22 protein-coding genes and 1 riboswitch are annotated in these 20,538 nt (G+C 36.6%); of the genes, 15 read left to right on the top strand and 7 right to left on the bottom strand.

Annotated features, from left to right (window positions below):
- Positions 1–28: 28 nt before the first annotated feature.
- Entirely contained in the window at positions 29–1,522 is a 1,494-nt protein-coding gene (locus tag ACK3CR_RS07805; RefSeq protein ID WP_243519746.1) for a peptide MFS transporter, read from the bottom strand.
- Positions 1,523–1,751: 229 nt separating this feature from the next.
- Here ACK3CR_RS07805 and ACK3CR_RS07800 point away from each other — a divergent pair, with 229 nt between their 5' ends.
- From ACK3CR_RS07800 to ACK3CR_RS07765, 8 genes are all read left to right on the top strand, one after another.
- On the top strand, positions 1,752–2,225 hold the full coding sequence (locus ACK3CR_RS07800; RefSeq protein WP_488975205.1) for a VOC family protein: 474 nt from the start codon (positions 1,752–1,754) through the stop codon (positions 2,223–2,225).
- 90 nt (positions 2,226–2,315) lie between these two features.
- The gene (locus ACK3CR_RS07795; RefSeq protein ID WP_243519750.1) at positions 2,316–2,750 is read left to right on the top strand and encodes a GNAT family N-acetyltransferase; all 435 of its coding nucleotides are present in this window, start codon (positions 2,316–2,318) and stop codon (positions 2,748–2,750) included.
- Between the two features lie 232 nt (positions 2,751–2,982).
- The gene (locus ACK3CR_RS07790; protein WP_243519753.1) at positions 2,983–3,480 is read left to right on the top strand and encodes a L,D-transpeptidase family protein; all 498 of its coding nucleotides are present in this window, start codon (positions 2,983–2,985) and stop codon (positions 3,478–3,480) included.
- A gap of 162 nt (positions 3,481–3,642) precedes the next feature.
- Positions 3,643–4,623: an extracellular catalytic domain type 1 short-chain-length polyhydroxyalkanoate depolymerase gene (locus tag ACK3CR_RS07785; RefSeq protein ID WP_488975204.1), complete on the top strand. Its 981-nt coding sequence runs from the start codon at positions 3,643–3,645 to the stop codon at positions 4,621–4,623.
- Positions 4,624–4,773: 150 nt separating this feature from the next.
- A complete protein-coding gene (locus tag ACK3CR_RS07780) occupies positions 4,774–5,016 on the top strand; it encodes a DUF5683 domain-containing protein (RefSeq protein WP_243519757.1) in 243 nt (80 codons plus the stop codon).
- Between the two features lie 262 nt (positions 5,017–5,278).
- The gene (locus ACK3CR_RS07775; protein WP_488975203.1) at positions 5,279–6,289 is read left to right on the top strand and encodes an LLM class flavin-dependent oxidoreductase; all 1,011 of its coding nucleotides are present in this window, start codon (positions 5,279–5,281) and stop codon (positions 6,287–6,289) included.
- 331 nt (positions 6,290–6,620) lie between these two features.
- Complete coding sequence (locus tag ACK3CR_RS07770) at positions 6,621–7,994, top strand: C40 family peptidase (protein ID WP_328124353.1); 1,374 nt, start codon at positions 6,621–6,623, stop codon at positions 7,992–7,994.
- A 112-nt stretch (positions 7,995–8,106) separates the two neighbouring features.
- A complete protein-coding gene (locus ACK3CR_RS07765) occupies positions 8,107–8,691 on the top strand; it encodes a branched-chain amino acid aminotransferase (protein WP_243519763.1) in 585 nt (194 codons plus the stop codon).
- A 24-nt stretch (positions 8,692–8,715) separates the two neighbouring features.
- Here ACK3CR_RS07765 and ACK3CR_RS07760 read toward each other — a convergent pair whose 3' ends face one another.
- Positions 8,716–9,858, bottom strand: coding sequence for a CAP domain-containing protein (locus ACK3CR_RS07760; RefSeq protein WP_488975202.1), 1,143 nt, complete (start codon positions 9,856–9,858; stop codon positions 8,716–8,718).
- 215 nt (positions 9,859–10,073) lie between these two features.
- Here ACK3CR_RS07760 and ACK3CR_RS07755 point away from each other — a divergent pair, with 215 nt between their 5' ends.
- From ACK3CR_RS07755 to ACK3CR_RS07735, 5 genes are all read left to right on the top strand, one after another.
- The gene (locus tag ACK3CR_RS07755; protein ID WP_488975215.1) at positions 10,074–12,260 is read left to right on the top strand and encodes a malate synthase G; all 2,187 of its coding nucleotides are present in this window, start codon (positions 10,074–10,076) and stop codon (positions 12,258–12,260) included.
- Between the two features lie 14 nt (positions 12,261–12,274).
- Entirely contained in the window at positions 12,275–12,844 is a 570-nt protein-coding gene (locus tag ACK3CR_RS07750) for a nitroreductase family protein (protein ID WP_243519769.1), read from the top strand.
- A 508-nt stretch (positions 12,845–13,352) separates the two neighbouring features.
- Entirely contained in the window at positions 13,353–14,105 is a 753-nt protein-coding gene (locus ACK3CR_RS07745; RefSeq protein ID WP_151587238.1) for a TerC family protein, read from the top strand.
- Positions 14,106–14,805: 700 nt separating this feature from the next.
- Positions 14,806–15,039 carry a hypothetical protein gene (locus tag ACK3CR_RS07740; protein WP_328124349.1) on the top strand — a complete coding sequence of 78 codons (234 nt, stop codon included), beginning with the start codon at positions 14,806–14,808 and terminating at the stop codon, positions 15,037–15,039.
- Between the two features lie 248 nt (positions 15,040–15,287).
- Positions 15,288–15,710 (top strand): C1q-like domain-containing protein, encoded by a 423-nt coding sequence (locus ACK3CR_RS07735; RefSeq protein ID WP_243519774.1) that lies wholly within the window; start codon positions 15,288–15,290, stop codon positions 15,708–15,710.
- A gap of 182 nt (positions 15,711–15,892) precedes the next feature.
- Here the strand turns inward: ACK3CR_RS07735 and ACK3CR_RS07730 are convergent, their stop codons facing one another.
- The 5 genes from ACK3CR_RS07730 to ACK3CR_RS07710 form a co-directional block, all read right to left on the bottom strand.
- The gene (locus tag ACK3CR_RS07730) at positions 15,893–16,120 is read right to left on the bottom strand and encodes a hypothetical protein (protein ID WP_225985310.1); all 228 of its coding nucleotides are present in this window, start codon (positions 16,118–16,120) and stop codon (positions 15,893–15,895) included.
- Positions 16,121–16,253: 133 nt separating this feature from the next.
- The gene (locus tag ACK3CR_RS07725; RefSeq protein ID WP_243519776.1) at positions 16,254–16,742 is read right to left on the bottom strand and encodes a QueT transporter family protein; all 489 of its coding nucleotides are present in this window, start codon (positions 16,740–16,742) and stop codon (positions 16,254–16,256) included.
- A gap of 8 nt (positions 16,743–16,750) precedes the next feature.
- A riboswitch (PreQ1 riboswitch) is annotated at positions 16,751–16,795 on the bottom strand.
- 101 nt (positions 16,796–16,896) lie between these two features.
- Positions 16,897–17,580 (bottom strand): hypothetical protein, encoded by a 684-nt coding sequence (locus tag ACK3CR_RS07720; RefSeq protein ID WP_243520797.1) that lies wholly within the window; start codon positions 17,578–17,580, stop codon positions 16,897–16,899.
- Between the two features lie 424 nt (positions 17,581–18,004).
- Complete coding sequence (locus ACK3CR_RS07715) at positions 18,005–18,967, bottom strand: superoxide dismutase (RefSeq protein ID WP_488975201.1); 963 nt, start codon at positions 18,965–18,967, stop codon at positions 18,005–18,007.
- 63 nt (positions 18,968–19,030) lie between these two features.
- Entirely contained in the window at positions 19,031–19,336 is a 306-nt protein-coding gene (locus ACK3CR_RS07710; protein ID WP_243519780.1) for a hypothetical protein, read from the bottom strand.
- Between the two features lie 256 nt (positions 19,337–19,592).
- Between ACK3CR_RS07710 and ACK3CR_RS07705 the strand changes: the two genes are divergently transcribed.
- The gene (locus ACK3CR_RS07705; protein ID WP_488975200.1) at positions 19,593–19,769 is read left to right on the top strand and encodes a hypothetical protein; all 177 of its coding nucleotides are present in this window, start codon (positions 19,593–19,595) and stop codon (positions 19,767–19,769) included.
- Between the two features lie 253 nt (positions 19,770–20,022).
- Positions 20,023–20,535, top strand: a complete 513-nt coding sequence (locus tag ACK3CR_RS07700; RefSeq protein ID WP_488975199.1) for a YbhB/YbcL family Raf kinase inhibitor-like protein — start codon at positions 20,023–20,025, stop codon at positions 20,533–20,535.
- Positions 20,536–20,538 lie beyond the last annotated feature (3 nt).

Raw genomic sequence — 20,538 nt, 5'->3', positions numbered from 1 at the left:
GCGGAAAAAAGATTTTCCACGGCTTTTGTTAACGAATTCCTTTCATTGCACGTTGAATAACCGGAGCAATAAGGAAAAGAAGAATACCAAGGACAATAGAAGCGCCCCCGATAATTCCAAAATACAAGGTTTCTGTTTCAGGTGTGTAAAGATCTACAATTGAAGCATTTAGAGCCTGAGCTGCTGCGTTTGTTAAAAACCATAAACTCATCGTTTGAGCTGAAAAGGCAGTAGGTGCTAGTTTTGTTGTGGCTGAAAGACCAACAGGGGAGATACAAAGTTCTCCTAGCACAACAACAAAGTAGCTCAGTACAAGCCATAGGGGGTTAACAAGTGCATTCTCTCCAGCGAGCGTGCCTGGAATAAGAATAACCACAAACGAAAGACCAGCAAAAACTAAACCAATAGAGAATTTTTTCGGTATTGTTGGTTGACGATTACCAAGCTTTGTCCATAAAAGGGCAAAAAGCGGTGAGAGGGCGATAATAAACAACGGGTTTAGAGACTGAAACCATGCAGGTGAAATCGAAAATCCACCAATACTTAAGTCTGTACGATTGTCTGCATATGCTGCTAAAATAGTTGATCCTTGTTCTTGGATTGCCCAGAACATCACTCCTGCCACAAATAGTGGAATGTACGCTAAAAGTCTAGAACGCTCTACTGTTGATGTTTTAGAACTGAAGTACATTGTCACAAAGTAACAAATTGGGATTAGTATACCTAGTATTCCAACAAACGTAACGAAGGAGTCAATTGTAACCCAACCGCGTGGAATCATAAAAGTAAGCGCTGCTGCAATAACAATAAGGGCTATAATCACCACATATGTGGTTCTTTTTCGCTCAGCAGGCGATAAGGGATTAGGTACAATAGTACCTGCAAGGCCAAGATTTTTTTTCTTTGTGAGAATAAATAAAAGTAATCCAAAGAACATCCCGACTGCCGCAATCGCAAATCCTAAGTGGAAATTATGCTTCATTCCAACCTCCCCGACAATTAAGGGAGCAATAAAGGCTCCAAAGTTAATTCCCATATAGAAAATACTAAAGCCAGAATCTCGTCGTGCATCAGTTTCACTATACAGATCTCCGACAATACTAGAGACGTTTGGCTTCAACATTCCTGTTCCAATTACGATAAGAACCATGGAAATAAAAAACATTGGAATATTTCCAGGCACAGCAAGAGCAATATGACCGAGCATAATAAAAATACCGCCATAAAATACAGACCGAGATGGTCCAAGTATGCGGTCTGCAATCCAGCCACCTATCACTCCAGACATGTACACAAGTGAGCCATAAATGGACATAATAGCTAAAGCTGTAGACTGATCAAATCCCAGTCCACCTTTTGACACTTCGTAATACATGTAATAAACAAGAATAGCTCTCATTCCATAGTAAGAAAAACGTTCCCAAAATTCAGTGAAAAAAAGTGTAAACAATCCCTTCGGATGACCAAAGAAGCCAGTCTGAGGAACGCTTGACACAATTTTCTGTTTATTCATTTCCGACATCATGTAACCTCCTTTGTTACTTTACTATAATATATTTGTTTGGTTGGTGATGTCAAAAATAATGGTCTCATCCCTTTTTTATCTAGTTGTATTATCCGAGAATAGGAGTATATCCTTATTTTGACATAATTAAGAAATAGGGTCTTTGGTCATTTTTTTAACTTTGCTTGCCGAGCTTCTATTAAGATTTCTTATTTTTTCTATAATAGGAATGAGGAGGAAGAAATCTATGATTAAAAATCTGTATGAAACACATTTAAAAGTAAAGAATTTAGAAGAATCCATTAGCTTCTATAAAATGTTAGGACTTCAGCTTGCTTTTCAAATTGAAGAAAGAAGACGGGCTTTTTTCTTTATTGGAGAAACGAAACAAATGCTTGGTTTGCAAGAGGTTAAAGAAGGTCAGGAAGTGATTAGAGATCATTTTGCTTTTAGTGTAGAAATGAAAGATCTTGAAGCCAGTTTACAATGGCTGCGGGAGAAAGAGATTGAAATTCCAAAAGATTTCTTTGGCAAAGCGCCTATAGAGCCAATTGTTCATATGTGGATGCCAGCTGCAAGCGTTTATTTTATTGATCCGAATGGACATAGCTTAGAGTTTTTAACACTTTTAAGTGATGAACCAGTGTATAAAGAAGATATTGTTTATTTAAGCGAGTGGAAAACATGTTATAAAGGTAAAGGAAAGCAAGAGAAAAGCTAGCTCTAGAGCTTCTGCTAAAGGATATCGTTTACAAGAAGCTAGTTTTTACTTATACTCGTTTTATAAAAATATGAGAAAGGACTGAAGGAAATGGAGGCAGCAAGAATTACAACAGAAGATGAATTAAAGCAGGCATTTTCCATAAGAGTGGCGGTATTTGTGGAAGAGCAAGGAGTGTCGGTGGAAGAAGAGCTTGATGAGTTTGATACACTTGATGGCGAATGTGCACATGTTTTAGTTTATTACGATGAAACCCCTGTAGGAACAGGAAGAGTGCGAGTTGTGGAGGACATCGGTAAGCTTGAACGGATATGTATTTTAAAAGAGTACAGAAAATACGGTCTTGGTAAGGTTATTCTTGCCAAGCTAGAAGAAATAGCAGCTGAAAACGGCTTGAAGAAAACAAAGCTTCATGCACAAACGAGAGCGCAAGGCTTTTATGAAAAGCTTGGATATAAAGTGGAATCAGACGTATTTATGGAAGCTGATATTCCTCATGTTTTAATGACAAAGAAGCTTTTCTAACCTTTCAAAACATGTAGATATGTTGCTGTTTTCCTTGTATATAATATAAGTTTCTATATAAATGGTTAGCAATTGAAAGAAGGATAATGAGTGATTATATAAAAGAGAAAGCCCTCTTCTAAAGGAAGAGGGCTTTCTCTTTTTTGAAAATCTGTAGTAAATGTAGACCTAAAAGTGTTTTTCCAACATATGATAAAAAAGAGAATTTTTTTGTATAGAAAGGAAGAGAACGTTGATTCATATCGTAAAGCCGAGAGAAACGTTAACAAGCCTTTCCTTTGATTATCGCTTACCGCTTTCAAGTCTTATTGCAGCAAACCCAACTATTATAAACCCAAATATTCTTTATGTTGGTCAACCTATTACAATTCCTAATTTAAGAGACCCAAGTGAAATTCCTTACCGTATCGAAATTTCGATTACAAAGCGGACTTTAACGCTAAAAAGTAATGAAGCTGTTGTAAAAGTATACCCAATTGCTGTTGGCAAAATATTAACGGCTACGCCACAAGGTGAATTTGTAATTGTAAATAGAGAGCCAAATCCAGGTGGCCCTTTTGGAGCTATGTGGCTTAGTTTATCAAAGATTCATTATGGAATACATGGCACAAATGATCCAAGTTCAATAGGCAAATCGGTTTCTCTTGGGTGCGTTCGTATGCATAACAAAGATGTGCTAGAACTTGCCAGGATAGTGCCGAATGGAACGGGAGTCTCTATTTCTCTTTAGTGAGCAAAAAAAACACTTTATTTCTCATCTTTCCTTTTTGAAGGAAATACAGGGTGAGAAATGAAGTGTTATTAGATTGCTTTTTAAAAGTAAAAATGGACGATGTAATTCAGAAACCTGGAAGAGGATTTTTTTGAAAACGCTTTCCTTAGGAGGGATTATTTGAAAAAGTTATGGCGAGTTATTGTGCTTTGTGTAGCTATATTCGGAACTTTCTCTTTTTTTAATGAACCTGCTTTGGCTCAATCTTCTTTTATAAATGGAACATACGGAGGTAAAACATACAAGCTTTTCATTCCATCTTCTTATGATGGAAGCAAAGATTATCCTCTCGTTGTGATGCTACATGGATGCAGTCAAAGTGCGGATGATTTTGCAAAAGGAACAAGAATGAACGAGCTTGGGGAAGAAAAAGGGTTTCTTGTCTTATATCCTGAACAATCTTCATTTGCAAACGTCAATAAATGCTGGAACTGGTTTAGCATCTCTAATCAACAAAGAGGATGGGGAGAACCTGCTACTATTGTAGGGATGATTAATAAGGTTAAAGGAACGTATAGTATTCAAAATCAAAGCGTTTTCGTTGCAGGACTTTCAGCAGGTGGGGGAATGAGCGTTATTTTAGGTGCCACATATCCTGAGCAGTTTGCAAGTATTGGAGTAAGCGCAGGCCTTGAATACGGGGCATCAAGCAATGCTTTTTCCTCATTTTACGTGATGCAAAATGGAGGGCCTAACCCTAACCTACAAGGAAAGTATGCATACGAACAAATGGGGAAGAATGCGCGTGTTATGCCTGTTATTGTGTTTCATGGAAATGCGGATGGAACAGTTGTGTTGAAAAATGGAAACCAAGTTATCAGTCAATGGGCGACAACAAACGATTGGGCTGATGATGGAATTCTAAATGGAACGATTGATGACCAAGCGGATAGCGTAGTAGAAAAAACAAAGCAAGGAGGTAAAGCATATACACAATATAGCTATACAAATGAGAATGGACAGATAGTATTAGAAAAATATATTGTAAACAATATGGTGCATGCTTGGTCTGGCGGATCCCTGTTAGGAAGCTACACAGATGAAGAAGGTCCAAATGCAAGTGAAATCATGTGGAGTTTTTTTGAAAAGAGACTACCTTGAAAATACGCGTTTCTCTTAGAGAGAAACGCGTATTTTTTATAGAAAGTTCTCATAACTTTAAAAGAATAAAAGTTATGTATTTTAGGAATAAGGTAGGAAAAAATTCTTTTTTATGTTATGATCTGTAATGTTTGGAAAGGAGGAGGAAGGATGGAACAACCAAAAAACCCTGGATTAGCTGCAGTGCTAAGCTTTTTAATTGCTGGACTAGGGCAAATTTATAACGGTCAGTTTGCAAAAGGCATCATTTTTATTATTGTATATTTTTTTAGCTGGTTATTAACGTTTGTTCTTATCGGCTTCATTACAACACCTATCCTTTGGATATGGGGCATGTACGACGCTTATAAAGTGGCAGAACGTCATAATAAAAGAATTTCAAATGGTATGTAATCGGTGTTATACATAGTTGAGAAAACCTATTAGTGAATAACTAATAGGTTTTTTTGTTTTAATTGTAAAAGAAGATAATAATATGATGTAAATCATCCATAGTGTAAGCTGATTATTAGACAATTTCTTTCGGTTCTCGTAATATTTATTTTTGAATAAACGACTGGAAAATGCCTTAACATAAAGAGGATTTTTTGCCTTATTCAACATTTTAAAGAAGTCAATCTCTTTCTGAAGTCTTTTATATAAGAGGAGGATTAGAATGTCAGGAACAACTGAATCAAAAACACTTCATGATATTAAATTTTCTGTGCTTGACCTTGCACCAGTGAATGAGGGGAGCACACCAGCTGACGCTTTTCGCAACAGCTTGGATCTTGCACAACATGCAGAGAAATGGGGATTCAACAGGTACTGGGTTGCTGAACATCATAACATGCCTGGAATAGCAAGTTCTGCAACATCTGTTGTTATCGGATATCTAGCAGGGGGAACGAAAACGATTCGTCTTGGTTCTGGGGGAATTATGTTACCGAATCACGCATCTCTAGTTATCGCTGAACAGTTTGGAACATTGGAATCTATGTATCCTGGTCGCATAGACCTAGGTCTTGGACGCGCCCCTGGAAGCGACCAAAATACAGCAAGAGCATTAAGACGAACGCTCGGTACAACTGGGGATGAATTTCCCCAACAGCTGGAAGAATTGCGCGCTTATTTTTCTGAAAATAGCCGTTTTGTGAAAGCTATTCCAGGTCAAGGATTAAATATTCCGATTTGGCTTCTTGGGTCAAGCGGATTTAGTGCGCGTCTATCAGGGCGTCTTGGTCTTCCATTTGCTTTTGCAAGCCATTTTGCACCAAATTATACGATTCCAGCTTTAAAAACGTATCGGGATCATTTCACGCCATCAGAACATTTGCAAACTCCATATGCGATGGTAGGTGTAAACGTTGTTGCAGCAGATACAGAAGAGGCAGCAAAGCGTCTTGCAACATCTCAGCAACAGCAGTTTTTAAGCTTAATTCGCGGTACACCAACACAGCTTAAGCCGCCAGTTGATGATATGGAACAAGTATGGACTCCTTATGAAAAGTCGATTATTGCAGAAAAATTAGACTCTACAATTGTTGGAACAAAAGAGACGGTGAAAGCAAGACTAGAGCAATTTCTAGCTGATACAGATGCAGACGAAATAATTATTAACTCACAAATTTTTGATCACAAAGCCCGTCTTCGTTCTTATGAAATTATTGCTGAATTAATGAGCTGAAAGAAACCAGCATAGAAGTCTTTTTCTGTGCTGGTTTTTTATTGCTTTTACCACACTTATTACCATTTCGCTACTATTACATGTTTGAAATGAAATTGTAATATAATTAATCTCCCTTTCATCATTTCTCATGATATACTTTTTAAAGAAAAAAATGTTGGTTTTAGTCGTTTCTTGCCAGTATTGGCTTTTATAAATAAACAATGATCGATAATATAAATAACCTTAAGATTCTCTTCTTCATAATACATATTAAGAATACATACTGACACGTGAACTATAAAGAAGGTAATGGAATCATCGAACGGGAAAGAAAGCGGAGGAAAATGTTTTGAAAAAGAAAATGATCGCATTTAATGCAACGGTAATGTTAGGGCTAAGTGCTGTACTTTCAACACCGACATATGCTCAAACAATGAGCGAAATGCAAGCTCAAAAGCAAGAAGTTCAGAAAAAACAAGCTGATGTTCAAAGCAATTTGAAAGAAGCAGAAGACAAGCTTAGCAGTCTGAAGAGCGAACAAAAAGAATTAATTGCTCAGCTTAATCGTTTAAATCTAGCAACAGAGAAAAATAACGAAAAAGTAGAAGAAACAGAAAAGCAAATTACAGAAACAAATAAAAAAGTGAAATCACTAGAAAAAGAGATTGATGAATTAAAAGAAAAGTTAGCACAACGCGAAGAAGTTATTAAAGAGCGTGCTCGTTCTCTACAAAAAAGTGGTGGAAACGTAGACTATGTTTCTGTTATTCTTGGATCTGCAGATATCGGTGACCTTATTGGTCGCGCTTTTGCAGTAAATACAGTAGCTGAAGCTGACCGTGATCTTTTACAAGAAACAAAAGATATGCAAGATAGCTTAGAAAAGAAACAAAAAGAAGTGAAAGACAAACTTTCTAGCTTAAAAGATATGAAAGCAGAGCTTGAGGAAATGCAAGCACAGCTTGAAACACAAACAGCGCAAAAAGACAAAGTAATGGAAGACCTAAAAGCGCAAGAGATGGACAGCGCAGATATTAAAGAAGCCTTAGAACAGCAATCAAGTAGCTTAAAAGATCAAGAGTCTAACCTTGATGAAAGCATCTCAGCTGAACAAAAGCGTCAAGAAGAAATAAAGGCGCAGGAGGCAGCGAAAAAAGCAGCAGCTGAAGCGAAGCAAAATACAGAAAGCAACAGTGCTGAAGTAGCACAAGCACCTCAAGCGAAAGCTGCTCCTGCAGCAGCATCAAAATCAACAACTACATCAGAAGAACGTTCTTCTGTAAAAGCAGAGACTACATCTACACCATCTTCAAATGTCAGCTCAACGCCAACATCTGGAAATGTTGTAACAGTAGGAAACAAATGGATCGGAAACTCTGCTTATGTATTTGGTGGAGGACGTACACAGTCAGATATTGATAATGGACTTTTCGATTGCTCTAGTTTTGTTCGATGGGCATATGCTCAAGTTGGCGTAGACTTAGGGCCAATGGGGGCTGTTAGCACAGATACGCTCAAACATAAAGGAACAAAAGTATCAGCAAGTAGCATGAAACCAGGAGATCTTGTTTTCTTTGACACATATAAAAAAGATGGACATGTTGGTATTTACGTTGGTGGAGGCCAATTCATCGGTGCACAAAGCTCAACAGGCGTTGCTATTGCTAATATGTCTAGTGGATACTGGGCTGATCACTTCGCAGGTCACGTTGTGAGAATCTAACTAGTCTTTAAAAAGCGCTCTTAGTGAAAACTAAGGGGGCTTTTTTTATCAGTTTGAAAAGCGCTGCTTAATGCACTATTATAATGAAGAAAGAGATTTAGGAGGAATATAGATGTTAAAAGAGAATGTAATGAAAATGCTAGAAGAAAAGCAAATTGCTCAGGATTCAATAGAGCTTTACAAAGACGAAATAGCATACATAAATGAAAAAGAGCTTATCTCTCGGCTATCTGTGACAGAAACAGATTCGTACACTCGTTTTTTTGATGCGTATATTGAGCGAGTGAATAAAGAAACAGAGGAAATGATAGCAGAAGAAACACCTTCAAATTTTCTAGACAAGCCGCTCTCTTTTTTTAAAGAGAACATGGAGGAGTTCGCATACACTGAATCGCCTCTATTTGAGATGATTGGAGTTGAAGGGGTAACGCTTGAGCTTGATGATGTTTTTCGTTACTATAATGTTCTTCTTGGATTAAAAGTACAGAAGAAATGGCATGATGTGATTAAAACTTATCTTTCAGAAAAAATAAGTGGAGGGAAATTTGAGCTTAGCTTTAATGGGAATGATGGCCTCTGGGATGTAAACTTTGCTCTTGATGGAGTGCAAGGTTTTCACGAAGAAATGAGTATTGGAGAAGCATATAAGCTTATTTATATCTTTCTATTTAATCTTGTTGCTCAAACAGAAAAATAAAAAAGCAGGTTTTTACCTGCTTTTTTATTTTGTGAAAAAGTTTTCTGTATAATATGGCTGTGCTTCTTCATTAAAAGCAACGCCAACGCCTAACCGTCTAAAGTCAGGTTGTAAAATGTTTTTACGATGACCGAGTGAGTTCATTAGCCCTTCATGTGCAAATATACTGCTGAATTGCCCGTATGCAAGGTTTTCTCCTGCTACCGTAAAGCGAATATTATCCTCTTTCATACGATCAAATGGAGATTGACCTTGGAGGTTTTGGTGATCAAAATAATTATGTTCAGCCATATCTTCACTGTGAGCGAGAGCTGTTTCTTTCACTTGATCGTCCCATGTTAAAATAGGAAGGCCATGATTTACTCTGGCGGCATTTGTGAGATCAAAAAGTTGATATTCAAACCCTTTTTGAAGAGCTTCACTGCCTTTTGTATAAAAGTCTTGTTTATCTTCTTCAAGGTTTTCGTTCATAATCTGGATCGATGTAACTGTATTGTTTTCATGCTTGTCATAGAAAATCGTAACGAAACTATGATCAAGTTTGTACATATCATAATCTCGGTCTTTTTCTAATTTATAGTACACAAAGCCTTTGCGTATTTCTGTAAGGGGATCACCAAGCGTTTTCTCAACCGTTTCTTTTGTTGAACCACGTTTGATTCCTTTTGTAGAAGAAATTAAATCTTGGTTCGTATACAGTCCAACAACTTGATTTTCTTGATTGTACGCTACCATCATAAAGTGCTCATAGTTTTGGTGATAAGCTACCCATTCTACTCCATATTCATTGAGCGTTGAACGCTGTGGTTGTCCAAGCGTTTTCTCAACACTTGTTCGATCATCTCCAATCTCGACATTATAAACAGAAAAAGTTTGATTTTCTGGTACGTCTAGATTAGGCTTCTTCACTTCTTTTGGTTTCTGTTCTTCCGAAGTAAAGGGAAGGGCAGCAATTGCTTCATCAACTTTACCTGAAAGTTCTGTGAGTCCTGTGGAAAGTTTAGCAAATGTATCTTGGACATCAGGATTATCTTCAATTGTTTGAATTTTAGATGTTATATGGTTAATGGCAGACTGTGGAGAAGGATCTTCCGCAATCTTTTGTAAAGTGGGCCAAGAAAAGTACAGCACAGCAATGAGAATAATCAAAGAGAATAGTTTCCTCAATATGTCACCTCCTATGTTCTATTGTACCTAAAAAGAGGAGAAAAGGAAAAGAGAAAGGAAGGAAAAGAAATTCTGTTAAAAGTTGAATATTTAGAAAATTATTGAAATAAAAAAGCGTTCATGCTATATTTTTAATAAAATAGAGAATCTGTGCTATTTATTTTCTTATGCCCTTTGTCTCAAATTCGCCTAAGACCTAAAGGAGGAGAGTTATGATGGAATCATACGTTAAAGTTGGGAACCTTCGTGTGTCCCCTATTTTATATGACTTTGTAAATGAAGAAGCTCTAAAGGGAAGCGGTGTTGAGAAAGAAGAATTTTGGAAAGGGTTTCAATCTATTGTCGAAGAACTAGCACCTAAAAACAAAGCGCTACTACAGAAGCGTGAAGACCTCCAAAACAGCATAGATAAATGGCATAAAGAACATAAAGAAGGAACATCCATTTCTGATTATAAAGCTTTTTTAGAACGTATTGGTTATTTACAAGACGAAGGAGACGATTTTAAAGTCACAACAGAAAACGTTGATGAAGAGATTGCTACAATGGCGGGTCCACAGCTTGTTGTTCCTGTCAACAATGCGCGCTATGCTCTTAATGCAGCAAATGCCCGATGGGGAAGTTTATATGATGCGCTTTATGGTACAGACGTTATTCCAACAGAAGGTGGAAGTGAGCGGGGAAAAACATTTAATCCGTTAAGAGGAGATAAAGTTGTTTCATATGCTAAAAAGTTCCTTGATGATATTTGCCCTCTCGCAATTGGGTCTCATGAAGAAGTAACCAAATATACGGTTGACCGCGGCATTCTTGCAGCAGTACTTCAAGGCGGAGGCCGCACATCTCTTAAAACAGAAAAGCAGTTTGCTGGCTATCTAGGCAGCCCCGAAAGCCCCACATCTCTTCTGTTAAAAAACAATGGTCTTCATTTAGAAATCCAAATTGATCATTCATCCCCAATTGGGAGTAGTGACCGAGCAGGTATTAAAGATATTGTCATGGAATCAGCATTAACTACAATTATGGACTGCGAGGACTCTGTTGCAGCTGTTGATGCAGAGGATAAAGTTGATGTTTATCGCAACTGGTTAGGACTTATGAATGGCACTTTATCTGCTACATTCCAAAAAGGAAATGAAATGGTTACAAGAACATTAAATAAAGACCGCACGTACACGTCTCCAGAAGGAGGAAGCGTTACGTTGCGGGGGCGATCTCTTCTTTTTGTTCGCAATGTTGGTCATTTAATGACAATAAATGCTATCTTGAACGAAAAAGGAGAAGAGGTACCTGAAGGAATTGTTGATACAGTGATTACATCCTTAATTGCAAAACACGATCTTTTGCAAAGCGAATCTTTTCGCAATTCCAAGAAGGGTTCGATTTATATTGTAAAACCTAAAATGCACGGACCTGAAGAAGTAGCATTCGCTAATACGCTTTTTAATCGAACAGAAGATATACTTGGTTTAGCTCGAAATACCGTGAAGATTGGTGTAATGGATGAGGAGCGCCGCACAACGCTAAACTTAAAAGCATGCATTCGTGAAGTAAAAGAGCGGATTGTTTTTATTAATACGGGATTTTTAGACCGAACAGGCGATGAAATCCATACTTCAATGGAAGCAGGCCCAATGATTCGAAAGCAGGATATGAAATCTGCTCTTTGGCTTGGAGCTTATGAAAAGTCAAACGTAAGTGTTGGTCTTTCTGCCGGCTTAAAGGGAAAAGCGCAAATTGGTAAAGGAATGTGGGCAATGCCTGATAAAATGAAAGATATGCTCCAGCAAAAGAGTGCACATTTAGAGGCAGGAGCAAGCACAGCTTGGGTTCCTTCGCCAACGGCTGCAACGCTTCACGCTATCCATTATCATCGTATAAACGTAGCAAATATTCAGCATACTTTAATGCGCCAAAATCAACATGTGCGAGATGATATTTTACATGTTCCTGTAAGTAAGAATAAAGCTTGGACGGATGAGGAGATTCAAGCAGAACTTGATAACAATGCTCAAGGAATTTTAGGATATGTTGTGCGTTGGATAGATCAAGGCATTGGATGTTCCAAAGTGCCGGATATTAATGACGTTGGATTGATGGAAGATCGAGCAACACTGCGTATTTCGAGCCAGCATGTTGCAAATTGGCTTCATCATGGGGTTTGTACAAAAGGTAGAGTAGAAGAAACATTAAAAAGAATGGCAAAAGTTGTAGATGAACAAAACAAAACAGATCAAAACTACAAACCAATGTCTGCTGATTTTGAAGGATCTATTGCTTTCCAAGCAGCTCGGGACTTGATTTTTAAAGGGTATGAACAACCAAGCGGCTACACTGAGCCTATTTTACACAAGCGTCGTCAAGAAGCAAAAAAGAAGGAAGTAGCTCAAAAAACAAACTAAAAGGAGAAAAAGGAATGAATGTGTTTGAAGCAATTAAAACAAGAAGAACAGTTGGAGTTGTGAAACAAGATCCTGTTCCTCGAGATGTAACAGAGCGGATTCTTCAGTCTGCTGTATGGGCTCCAAATCATTTTCGAACAGAGCCGTGGCGCTTCTTTGTGTTAGAAGGAGATGGGCGTAACAAGCTAGCAACCGCTTTAGTAGATGCTATTAAAGAGAATATGGAAGATATAACAACAGAGGAAAATCAAAAAAGAATTGAAAAACAGCAAAATAATCCTTTTCGCGCTCCTCTTGTTATCGTAGTAGGGGTAGAGCCAAGTAATGAACCAAAAGTTCCGTTAAAAGAAGAGTACGCAGCTGTAAGTGCAGCGATTCAGAATATGCTGTTAACGGCCCATGCGAGCGGTCTTGGTGCGATTTGGCGTACAGGAGATATTTGTTATCATCCAAAAATTGCTCAGTCTTTTGGTTTATCAGAAAGAGGAGAGGTTGTTGGATTTCTCTATATTGGATATCCTGCTAAAGAGCCAAAAACTGTTAAAAAGACTGATGTATCAACATATACAAAGTGGTTTTCGTAATGACGAGAAGACTTCCTTATCATAAGGAAGTCTTTTTTTATTACAAAGGGGAAACGAGGATTTTGGCTTAGGTATATTAAGAATGACCACATTTAGTTGAAAATTACAGGTTTTCATTGAGACTTTTCATGAATTGACCAAATTTGTGAGAAGTTCTTTCTTTTTAATTTTTCGTCTTATGACCTTAGATGTTTATAGTGGTGTTGATATCACTATGTCCCGAAATTTTTTGGATTTCTTTTATTCCTCTTTCAATTAGAAATGAGGCATGGGGATGAGGAGTAAGAGGCTTTGTACCCGAGCTTTTCTTAAGCCATTTTTTCTCTGAATTTTTGTTATGTTAGTTTTCTAATCCCTACATAAAGAGGTGAGATTCCACATAAAGGAAGAGAAAGAACGATCAAAACCATTAAAGTGTATTTTATAGAATTACCTATGGCTTAATGGGAAAGTCTAATGTTAGTGGAATTTTTAAATGATATTTTAATTTTAGAAAGGGGAGAAGGGGATGGAATCAATATGGCTAGAGTATGCTTGGGCATTGTTAATTCTAATCGGATTAGAAGGATTGTTATCGGCTGACAATGCTCTTGTACTAGCAGTTATAGCCAAGCATTTACCCGAAAATGAGAAAAGAAAAGCTATAAATTATGGTATCATTATGGCCTTTGTTTTTCGATTTGTTGCTCTTTTTGCCATTTCTTTTATCGCAAACGTCTGGCAGATACAGGCGATAGGAGCAGCTTATCTTCTTTACTTAGGTTTAAAACATGTTATTCAAGCACGTTTTGGAAAAAAGAATAAAGATATTCATAAGGACGATGAAAAGGAAGCTGCTGGAAAAGGTTTCTGGCCGACAGTAGCAAAGATTGCGCTAGCTGACCTCGCTTTTGCCATTGATTCGATACTAGCTGCGGTTGCTCTTGCCCTTGGTCTTCCAGATTCACCGCTCGGTGATTTTGGTGGTATGGATGGAGGGCAGTTTATTGTTGTTCTTCTTGGCGGTATTGCTGGCCTTATCTTAATTAAGTTTGCAGCAACCTGGTTTGTGCAGCTTCTTGCAAAACGTCCAGCATTGGAAACAACAGCATATGTCATTGTTGCTTGGGTCGGTGTCAAACTTGCTGTCATTACCCTTGCCCACGAGGATATTGGGTTCTTAGATCATGATTTTCCTCACAGTACCGCTTGGACATTGATTTTCTACGGAGTATTAGTCGGTATTGCCCTAATTGGTTGGTTTGCACCAAGAAAAACGTGATTTCAAAGAAATCCTAAACAGTAGCTTTGAAAGAAAATTTGATTAAAACTATGTCACAAATTCCTATTTGACAATAAAAGCTAAGAATCCATTTTGAAAAATACGCAACCTGTAGATTAACTAAAAACCTTTAAGTAAAAAAGCTCTTATTACATTGATAAGAGCTTTTTTACTTAAATATAAGAAGTTGATTGTATGCGTTAGGAAAATGGAGGGAGTCCTGTTATCCACTTGTTTAAGAAATGGCGGATCACCTTTAAAAGAGTGTATGGGAAGCGGTGAAGCTCCTTTGAGTGAACTACTCAAAGACGCCATGAGGCATTGATTACAAATCATATTGTTAGTAGAAAACAGCTATCTTCTTACAAAGGTAGTTGTTTTCTTTTTATATAAAGTTAGTTAACATAACGTAATTATAAGCATTGAAAAGGGTTCGGTGTCTAGTTACCCAACCTCTTTTTAATATAACAAAATAACCTATTATTCCTTTCGATATCTTTCCTATTAGTTGAAATGGCCTTATTAGAAATAAATAGATAAAACCCTCTATTAAGATAATTTTGATCATTCAACCCTTTTTTAAAGAGTAAGTTTATATTTTTAGGCCAAAACAGGTTTTTGACGTGTAATATTCATCCAATCTTTGCTCTAACAATTTCATATGATATTACATATAAGATGTGAGGAGGTGAACACGTCTATGTATGAATTTGAATATGATTATGATAAAAAAGACTCTTGTTATGATAAACATGACAAACATGATAAATTTAAAAAAGTAAAATGTTATTGTGAAGAGCAAGAGGATCGTCGTAAATACGAAGATAAAGATGATTGTAAACATGATGATAAAGATGAGAAAAAGAAATTTGTTCTAAAAGGATATCTTTACTTCAAAGAAGATCATGATTGCGACCGCAAGAAAAAATATTAATAATATGAAAATATTTATACCTTTTCATATTGTTAAATGGATTATGCTTTGAATCATCTCTCAGTATGGATAAAAAGAAGCTGACCCCAAAAATTGTGAAAGTGAACTTTTGGTTGTCAGCTTCTTCTTTCTATTGAAGAGTCTCAAAATCTTTTTTTATTTAAAAAGGAGTGATTAAAATAAGTACGCATTATCCTTATAAGAAATCTCAAGTCTGGTACCCCAATCATAAAAGTGGCAGCGTAATATTGTCAGCATTCAGAGCTATCAATAATACTGCTAATCAATTTCTTCCCGCAAACGCTGCTAGCCAAGTTCTTTTTCAAAATGAACAATTTGATTTAGCGAATGAATATAATCCAAATACATCTACATTTATTCCACAAACGGATGGTGTATATTCGCTCACTGCATCTGTTGAGTTTCAACCGAATACTATTGGTGAGTTTACCTTAGAAATGGTTTTCCTGATAAATAGCGATGTAATTGAGGGAAGAAATAGTGAAACTTTTACAGGTAATATCCCGGCAATCCTAACGACTACTGAGATGCTTCAGTTAAATGCTGGAGATCAGGTACAGGTAGCAATGAGAAGTACTGCCGCTGGTGCAATCCAAGCAAGTCCAAGTACACACTTTGCAGCAGTTAGAGTTTCTTCCCCAGCAACATAAATAAGATTAGGCATCTAACCTCTAATATTTAATCTGTCGATAAGAAAAACGACCTTTTCTTTAAAAAAGTCGTTTTTTTGCTCTTTTTGTGTATTTATAATCCATATAATGAAATTTATAGGAAACAAAAATCCTGTTGAATTGAACAGGATTTTTAACATAATCATTTATCTGTTCACTTATTACAGATAAAACGTTTCATTAATTTCCCATGACTCGACAATTTGATGGGCTGTTCGTGGATCATATCCTTTACCCATCAGATAAGTAATAGCTGCTATTTCCATCATTGCATGAGGGATAGATGTTTTTTGAGCTTCATTTAAACCATATTGTACCCATGGATTAACCTTTAATAAAGTTTCTTGTTTGAGCTGATGTGAGGTAGTATAAAGAGGATACACAGTCATTACATCCTTTCAAATATAGTTAAATATCACAATCCTAGTTTATGCGCATTAATTAATCTTGTGAGGACTTTATATAATGGTTCTCATAATAAAAAAGCTTCCTGTCATAAGGAAGCCTTTTGCCTTTTCTCTTTTAATTCAAGAGCGTTTTGAAAGATATTTTTTTATTCAAAGCCATCATGATAAAAGCACCGATAAACATTACAACGAATTCACCAACAGCTGTTGTAAGCCATGTGAAAAGGAAGGGAAGTCCTAATGCTAAGTGTAGCTCAAAGGCGATAATAAACATTGTTACTGTAAAAATAGCTGTATTCACCATCATACGAGCCCATAAGTTCTTTATATAGCGGCCTACTCCAATTGTAACAAGTAGAGCTATAAGAGATTGAAGGACGCCAAATATAAGATCATATGCTCCAAGCGGTGAGAATAGTAAATTCGTTAAGAAAACTCCAATAACGATGCCAAAAACAAACTTCTTGTTAAATACAACAAGATGATTAAACATCTCAGAAAGTCTAAACTGAATGTTCGTAAAGCCAAATGGTTGAATTAAAAGAGATACGGCGATATATAAAGCCGCTACAAGGGCGTTAATACTCATTATTCTAATATTCATCAATCTATTTCTCCTTAGTTTTTTAGCGTGGGAGGGTTACGAACCACGATAATACTAAAAAATAATACAAGAGGGCGCACGTTTCGTCAATAAAGAGATAAGGAAAGAGAAAAAATAAAAACATTCTGGCTAGTCCTACAAAAAAGACTCTTTTTTAAAAAAGAGTCTTTTCACTATGTATAGGGATAAATTCTTCTTCCTCTTCATATAATCCACGTTCTTTTAAGTATTCAATGAAATAAAGGTCTGCTTCCTTTCTTTCATCATATGGTTTCTTTGAAAGAACGAAACCAATTTTCCCTTCATGAGTAAGTTCAACAGAAGAGATATAAGCTTGAATGTTATGACGAAGGAAAAGCTCTTTTGCAGGAATGATTAAACCTTTTAAAAATTGAGACAGAAGTTCTAACTCAAATTGAAATGTAAAACGTTCGACTTTAGAGAGATCTGCAAAGATGACGCCAATAAAGCCTGTATTAAAAATTTCATGTTCTTTTATTTTTTCATCTTCATTTAAATGTCCAACTTCACGTAGGTAGTTAATAAAATAACTTTTTCCTTCTTTACGGCGGAAGGGTGTCTTAGATAAAACAAGACCAATTTTCTTTTGCTTTGGTAAATAGATGCAGGAGATGTGCGCAGGAATACCGTGCTGCGAAAATAAAATGCTGCTTCCTTGCAATAGCCCATCAAGCACGTGATGTGTAATTTGTAGCTTTTTACGAGAGAAGTAGTATTCGTATTTCGTTAAATCATCTAAGTCTGTGAACGTTGCCCCAATGAAACCAGTATTTGAAAGAGTAGGGGAAGAGGTTTTTCTACGACTATGTTTTGTCATTCTTGCCATAAGCTCAGCTCCTTGCATTAGTAACACGAACAGATGTTCTATAACCCTATACTACAGCACTTTTCTCTAAAAGTAAAGAAAAAGAAGAGGAAAAATTGAGAGAGAAGGAAGATTTTCTCTTATTTTTCATCCAGTATAATAAAAAAGGAAACAAAAAAAGCATTGATCAGTATCATCAATGCTTTGATTATGCAAGGTTTGAACCTTCTTCATCTGTTTCATCTTCTACAAAACAGTCCATTGTATGTAATGTTTTATCATCGTGACTTCCATAATAAATCGTAATATTCATAAACATATCGCTCCTTTTTATGAGGAATGAATCTGTTGTTCACATTTCCATTGTAAGAGATAGTCTCATTATACCCCAAGGCAAGGTGTTCCACAACTAAAAAAGAGCGATATTTATATTATATTAAAATGGCTTCCATTTCACTTTCGTTGCTTCACGATAACGTTCTTCAACATGTGCCCAATTGACAACATTCCACCAGTTCTCAATATACTTCTTGCGGTCATTTTGATATTTCAAATAATAAGAATGCTCCCATACATCAAGAGCTAGAAGGGGGATAACATCGTATTGACTTAAGTTTTGGTGTTTTTCAGCTTGTAAAATCTCCACACGATGAGCACGGGGAGCCCATACTAAAATACCCCACCCAGATCCTTCTACTTTGTTTGCGGCTTCTGTAAACTGTTGTTTAAATCGTTCAAATCCTCCAAACGTGCTATCAATCGCTTTTCGTATTTCACCTCTTGGTTTTCCTCCACCATTTGGGCTCATTACATTCCAAAACAGCGTATGAAGATAATGTCCAGCACCGTGAAAAGCGGCTTCTCGTTCCCAATGGGCAATAAGCGTAAAATCTCCACTGCTTCTCGCTTTTTTCATTTCTTTCTCTGCTTTGTTCAACCCATCAACATATGTTTGATGATGTTTGTCATGATGAAGCCTCATTGTTTCGCGGTCAATATAAGGTTCAAGTGCTTCATACGGATATGGTAAAGGAGGTAAAGTATGTCCTCCAATCGGTACAGGATTAAAAGCAGGGCGAGACTCTTCATCATGATGATTTGCTTCGTCACGGTGACCCTCTTCATCATGGTGGTTCTCTTCATCGTGATGAATTTCTTCATCTCGCTCTTTCTCTTCATAGGCGTTTTCCCACAAAAGGTAAAGCTCTTTTGCTCGTTCAAAACAAGCATATGGCATATCTTGATCATGATTTTCTTCTAAAAGATGAGCAAATTCCTTCCACTTTTGGTGCCATTCTTCTTCATTTTTTCGGTGAGAGGAAAGAGAGTCCCAATGGCTGTATAAATCGTTAGCCCAGTCTTCTAAGTATGTTTTATAGTCCTTTGTCTCATTATCCATAGTACATAAGCCTCCTTCTACATCGTTGTGGTCACTATATGTAGAGGAGGAAAAAAAGGTTCATTAGTTTTTCTCTTTCATTTTTTTCATTTCTTCAGTTACCACAAATGCTAAATCATCATTTCCAAATAGGGATAAAACACCTAAAAGCGTGCTATCCCCAACTTCACCTGCTTCATCCTTTGGTACAGTAAGAGAAAGCGCGTGTTTTAATGCAGCATTCTCCTTTTGGTTAGGGTATGCGCGTATATATAGCTCAAAAGGATCTAAATCATGGTTAACGCACCATTGTGCAAAAACAAGAATCATCATTTCTTCGTCTTTTTGATAATTTTGAATAATTTTTTGTTCCATCTCTTTTGAATTCATGTTAAAAAACTCCTTTTTAAAGTGAGAGAATAAAAGTAGAATACCATATTTCTCTCTTTCTCTCTATTATAGTAAAAAAGTAAAGAAGAAAAACAGTTGAACATGGATTCTCTTTTAGTTTCTAAATTTAGAGACTAAAGAACTAGTTTGGATTAATTCTTTTTCCTTATTTAGAGAGTTTTTTGTTAACCTATAGTTGTGAAGGGTTTTAGAAGATGAGTATAAAATATGACTAGATTCACAGAGCAATATGAAAATGGTAAAAGGAAAAAATACAAGTGTTAAGGTTACAAGGGATAAAGATAAGTTAACATTAAAAGCGAGTGAAACAACTGCCTTTGATAAGGTGACATTTTATTTAAAGGATAATAGGGTTATAACGAAGTACGGAACGCTCCCTTATGATGGAATATTAGAAGCTTCAGAGCAGTAAATAATAACAGGTCCTTGGTCTGGAATGCTTACAAACTGCAAGAGGGAGAGGCAGATATAAGCAATGTAGACGAAAATACAAACTATAAATTTGTCAGATTATATGTTGGACAGCTTGAAGAGAGTAAGGATACTACATTACATATAAACTAACAAAGTAAAATAAAAGTATCTAAAAATTGCGCAAATTTATAAAGATAAGTTATCATAGATATATCCAAAATTGGGTATTAAATAGAGATGAGGGATGATTTATGATGAAAGTTCACGTAGCGACGGAAAATGGCTCTTTAGCAGACAAGTATGGAAAGCAAGCTTCAGAAGAATATTTAAGAGATGGTGTTCCATACGTTTCTTTCCCAATTTCATTTGAAAATGTGCCTGAAAATGCTAAAAGTTTAGCGTTGACTCTTATTGATTATGATTCAGTACCAGTTTGTAATTTCGCATGGATTCATTGGCTTGTAGCGAATATTCCAGCAGAGGTCAAAGAGCTTCCGGAAAATGCGAGTGATGAAAAGCCGTTTCCATTTGTTCAAGGGAACACAAGCTATGCTTCTCCAGTAGCCGGCCATAAAGATTCAAAAATTACCCAACAGTACGGGGGCCCAACACCTCCTGATAAAGATCATGACTATACACTTGTTGTATATGCGCTAGACACAGAGCTTGATTTAAAAGACGGCTATTATCTTAATGAATTTTATAGAGCAATTGAAGGTCATGTAATCGAAGAAAAAACAATCGCAGTTGTTGGACGAGCATAGAAG

It is taken from the genome of Priestia sp. TRM10 (genome assembly GCF_057808375.1).
Note: the sequence above shows the minus strand (reverse complement) of the source record. Positions and strands in the feature narration are given on the sequence as shown.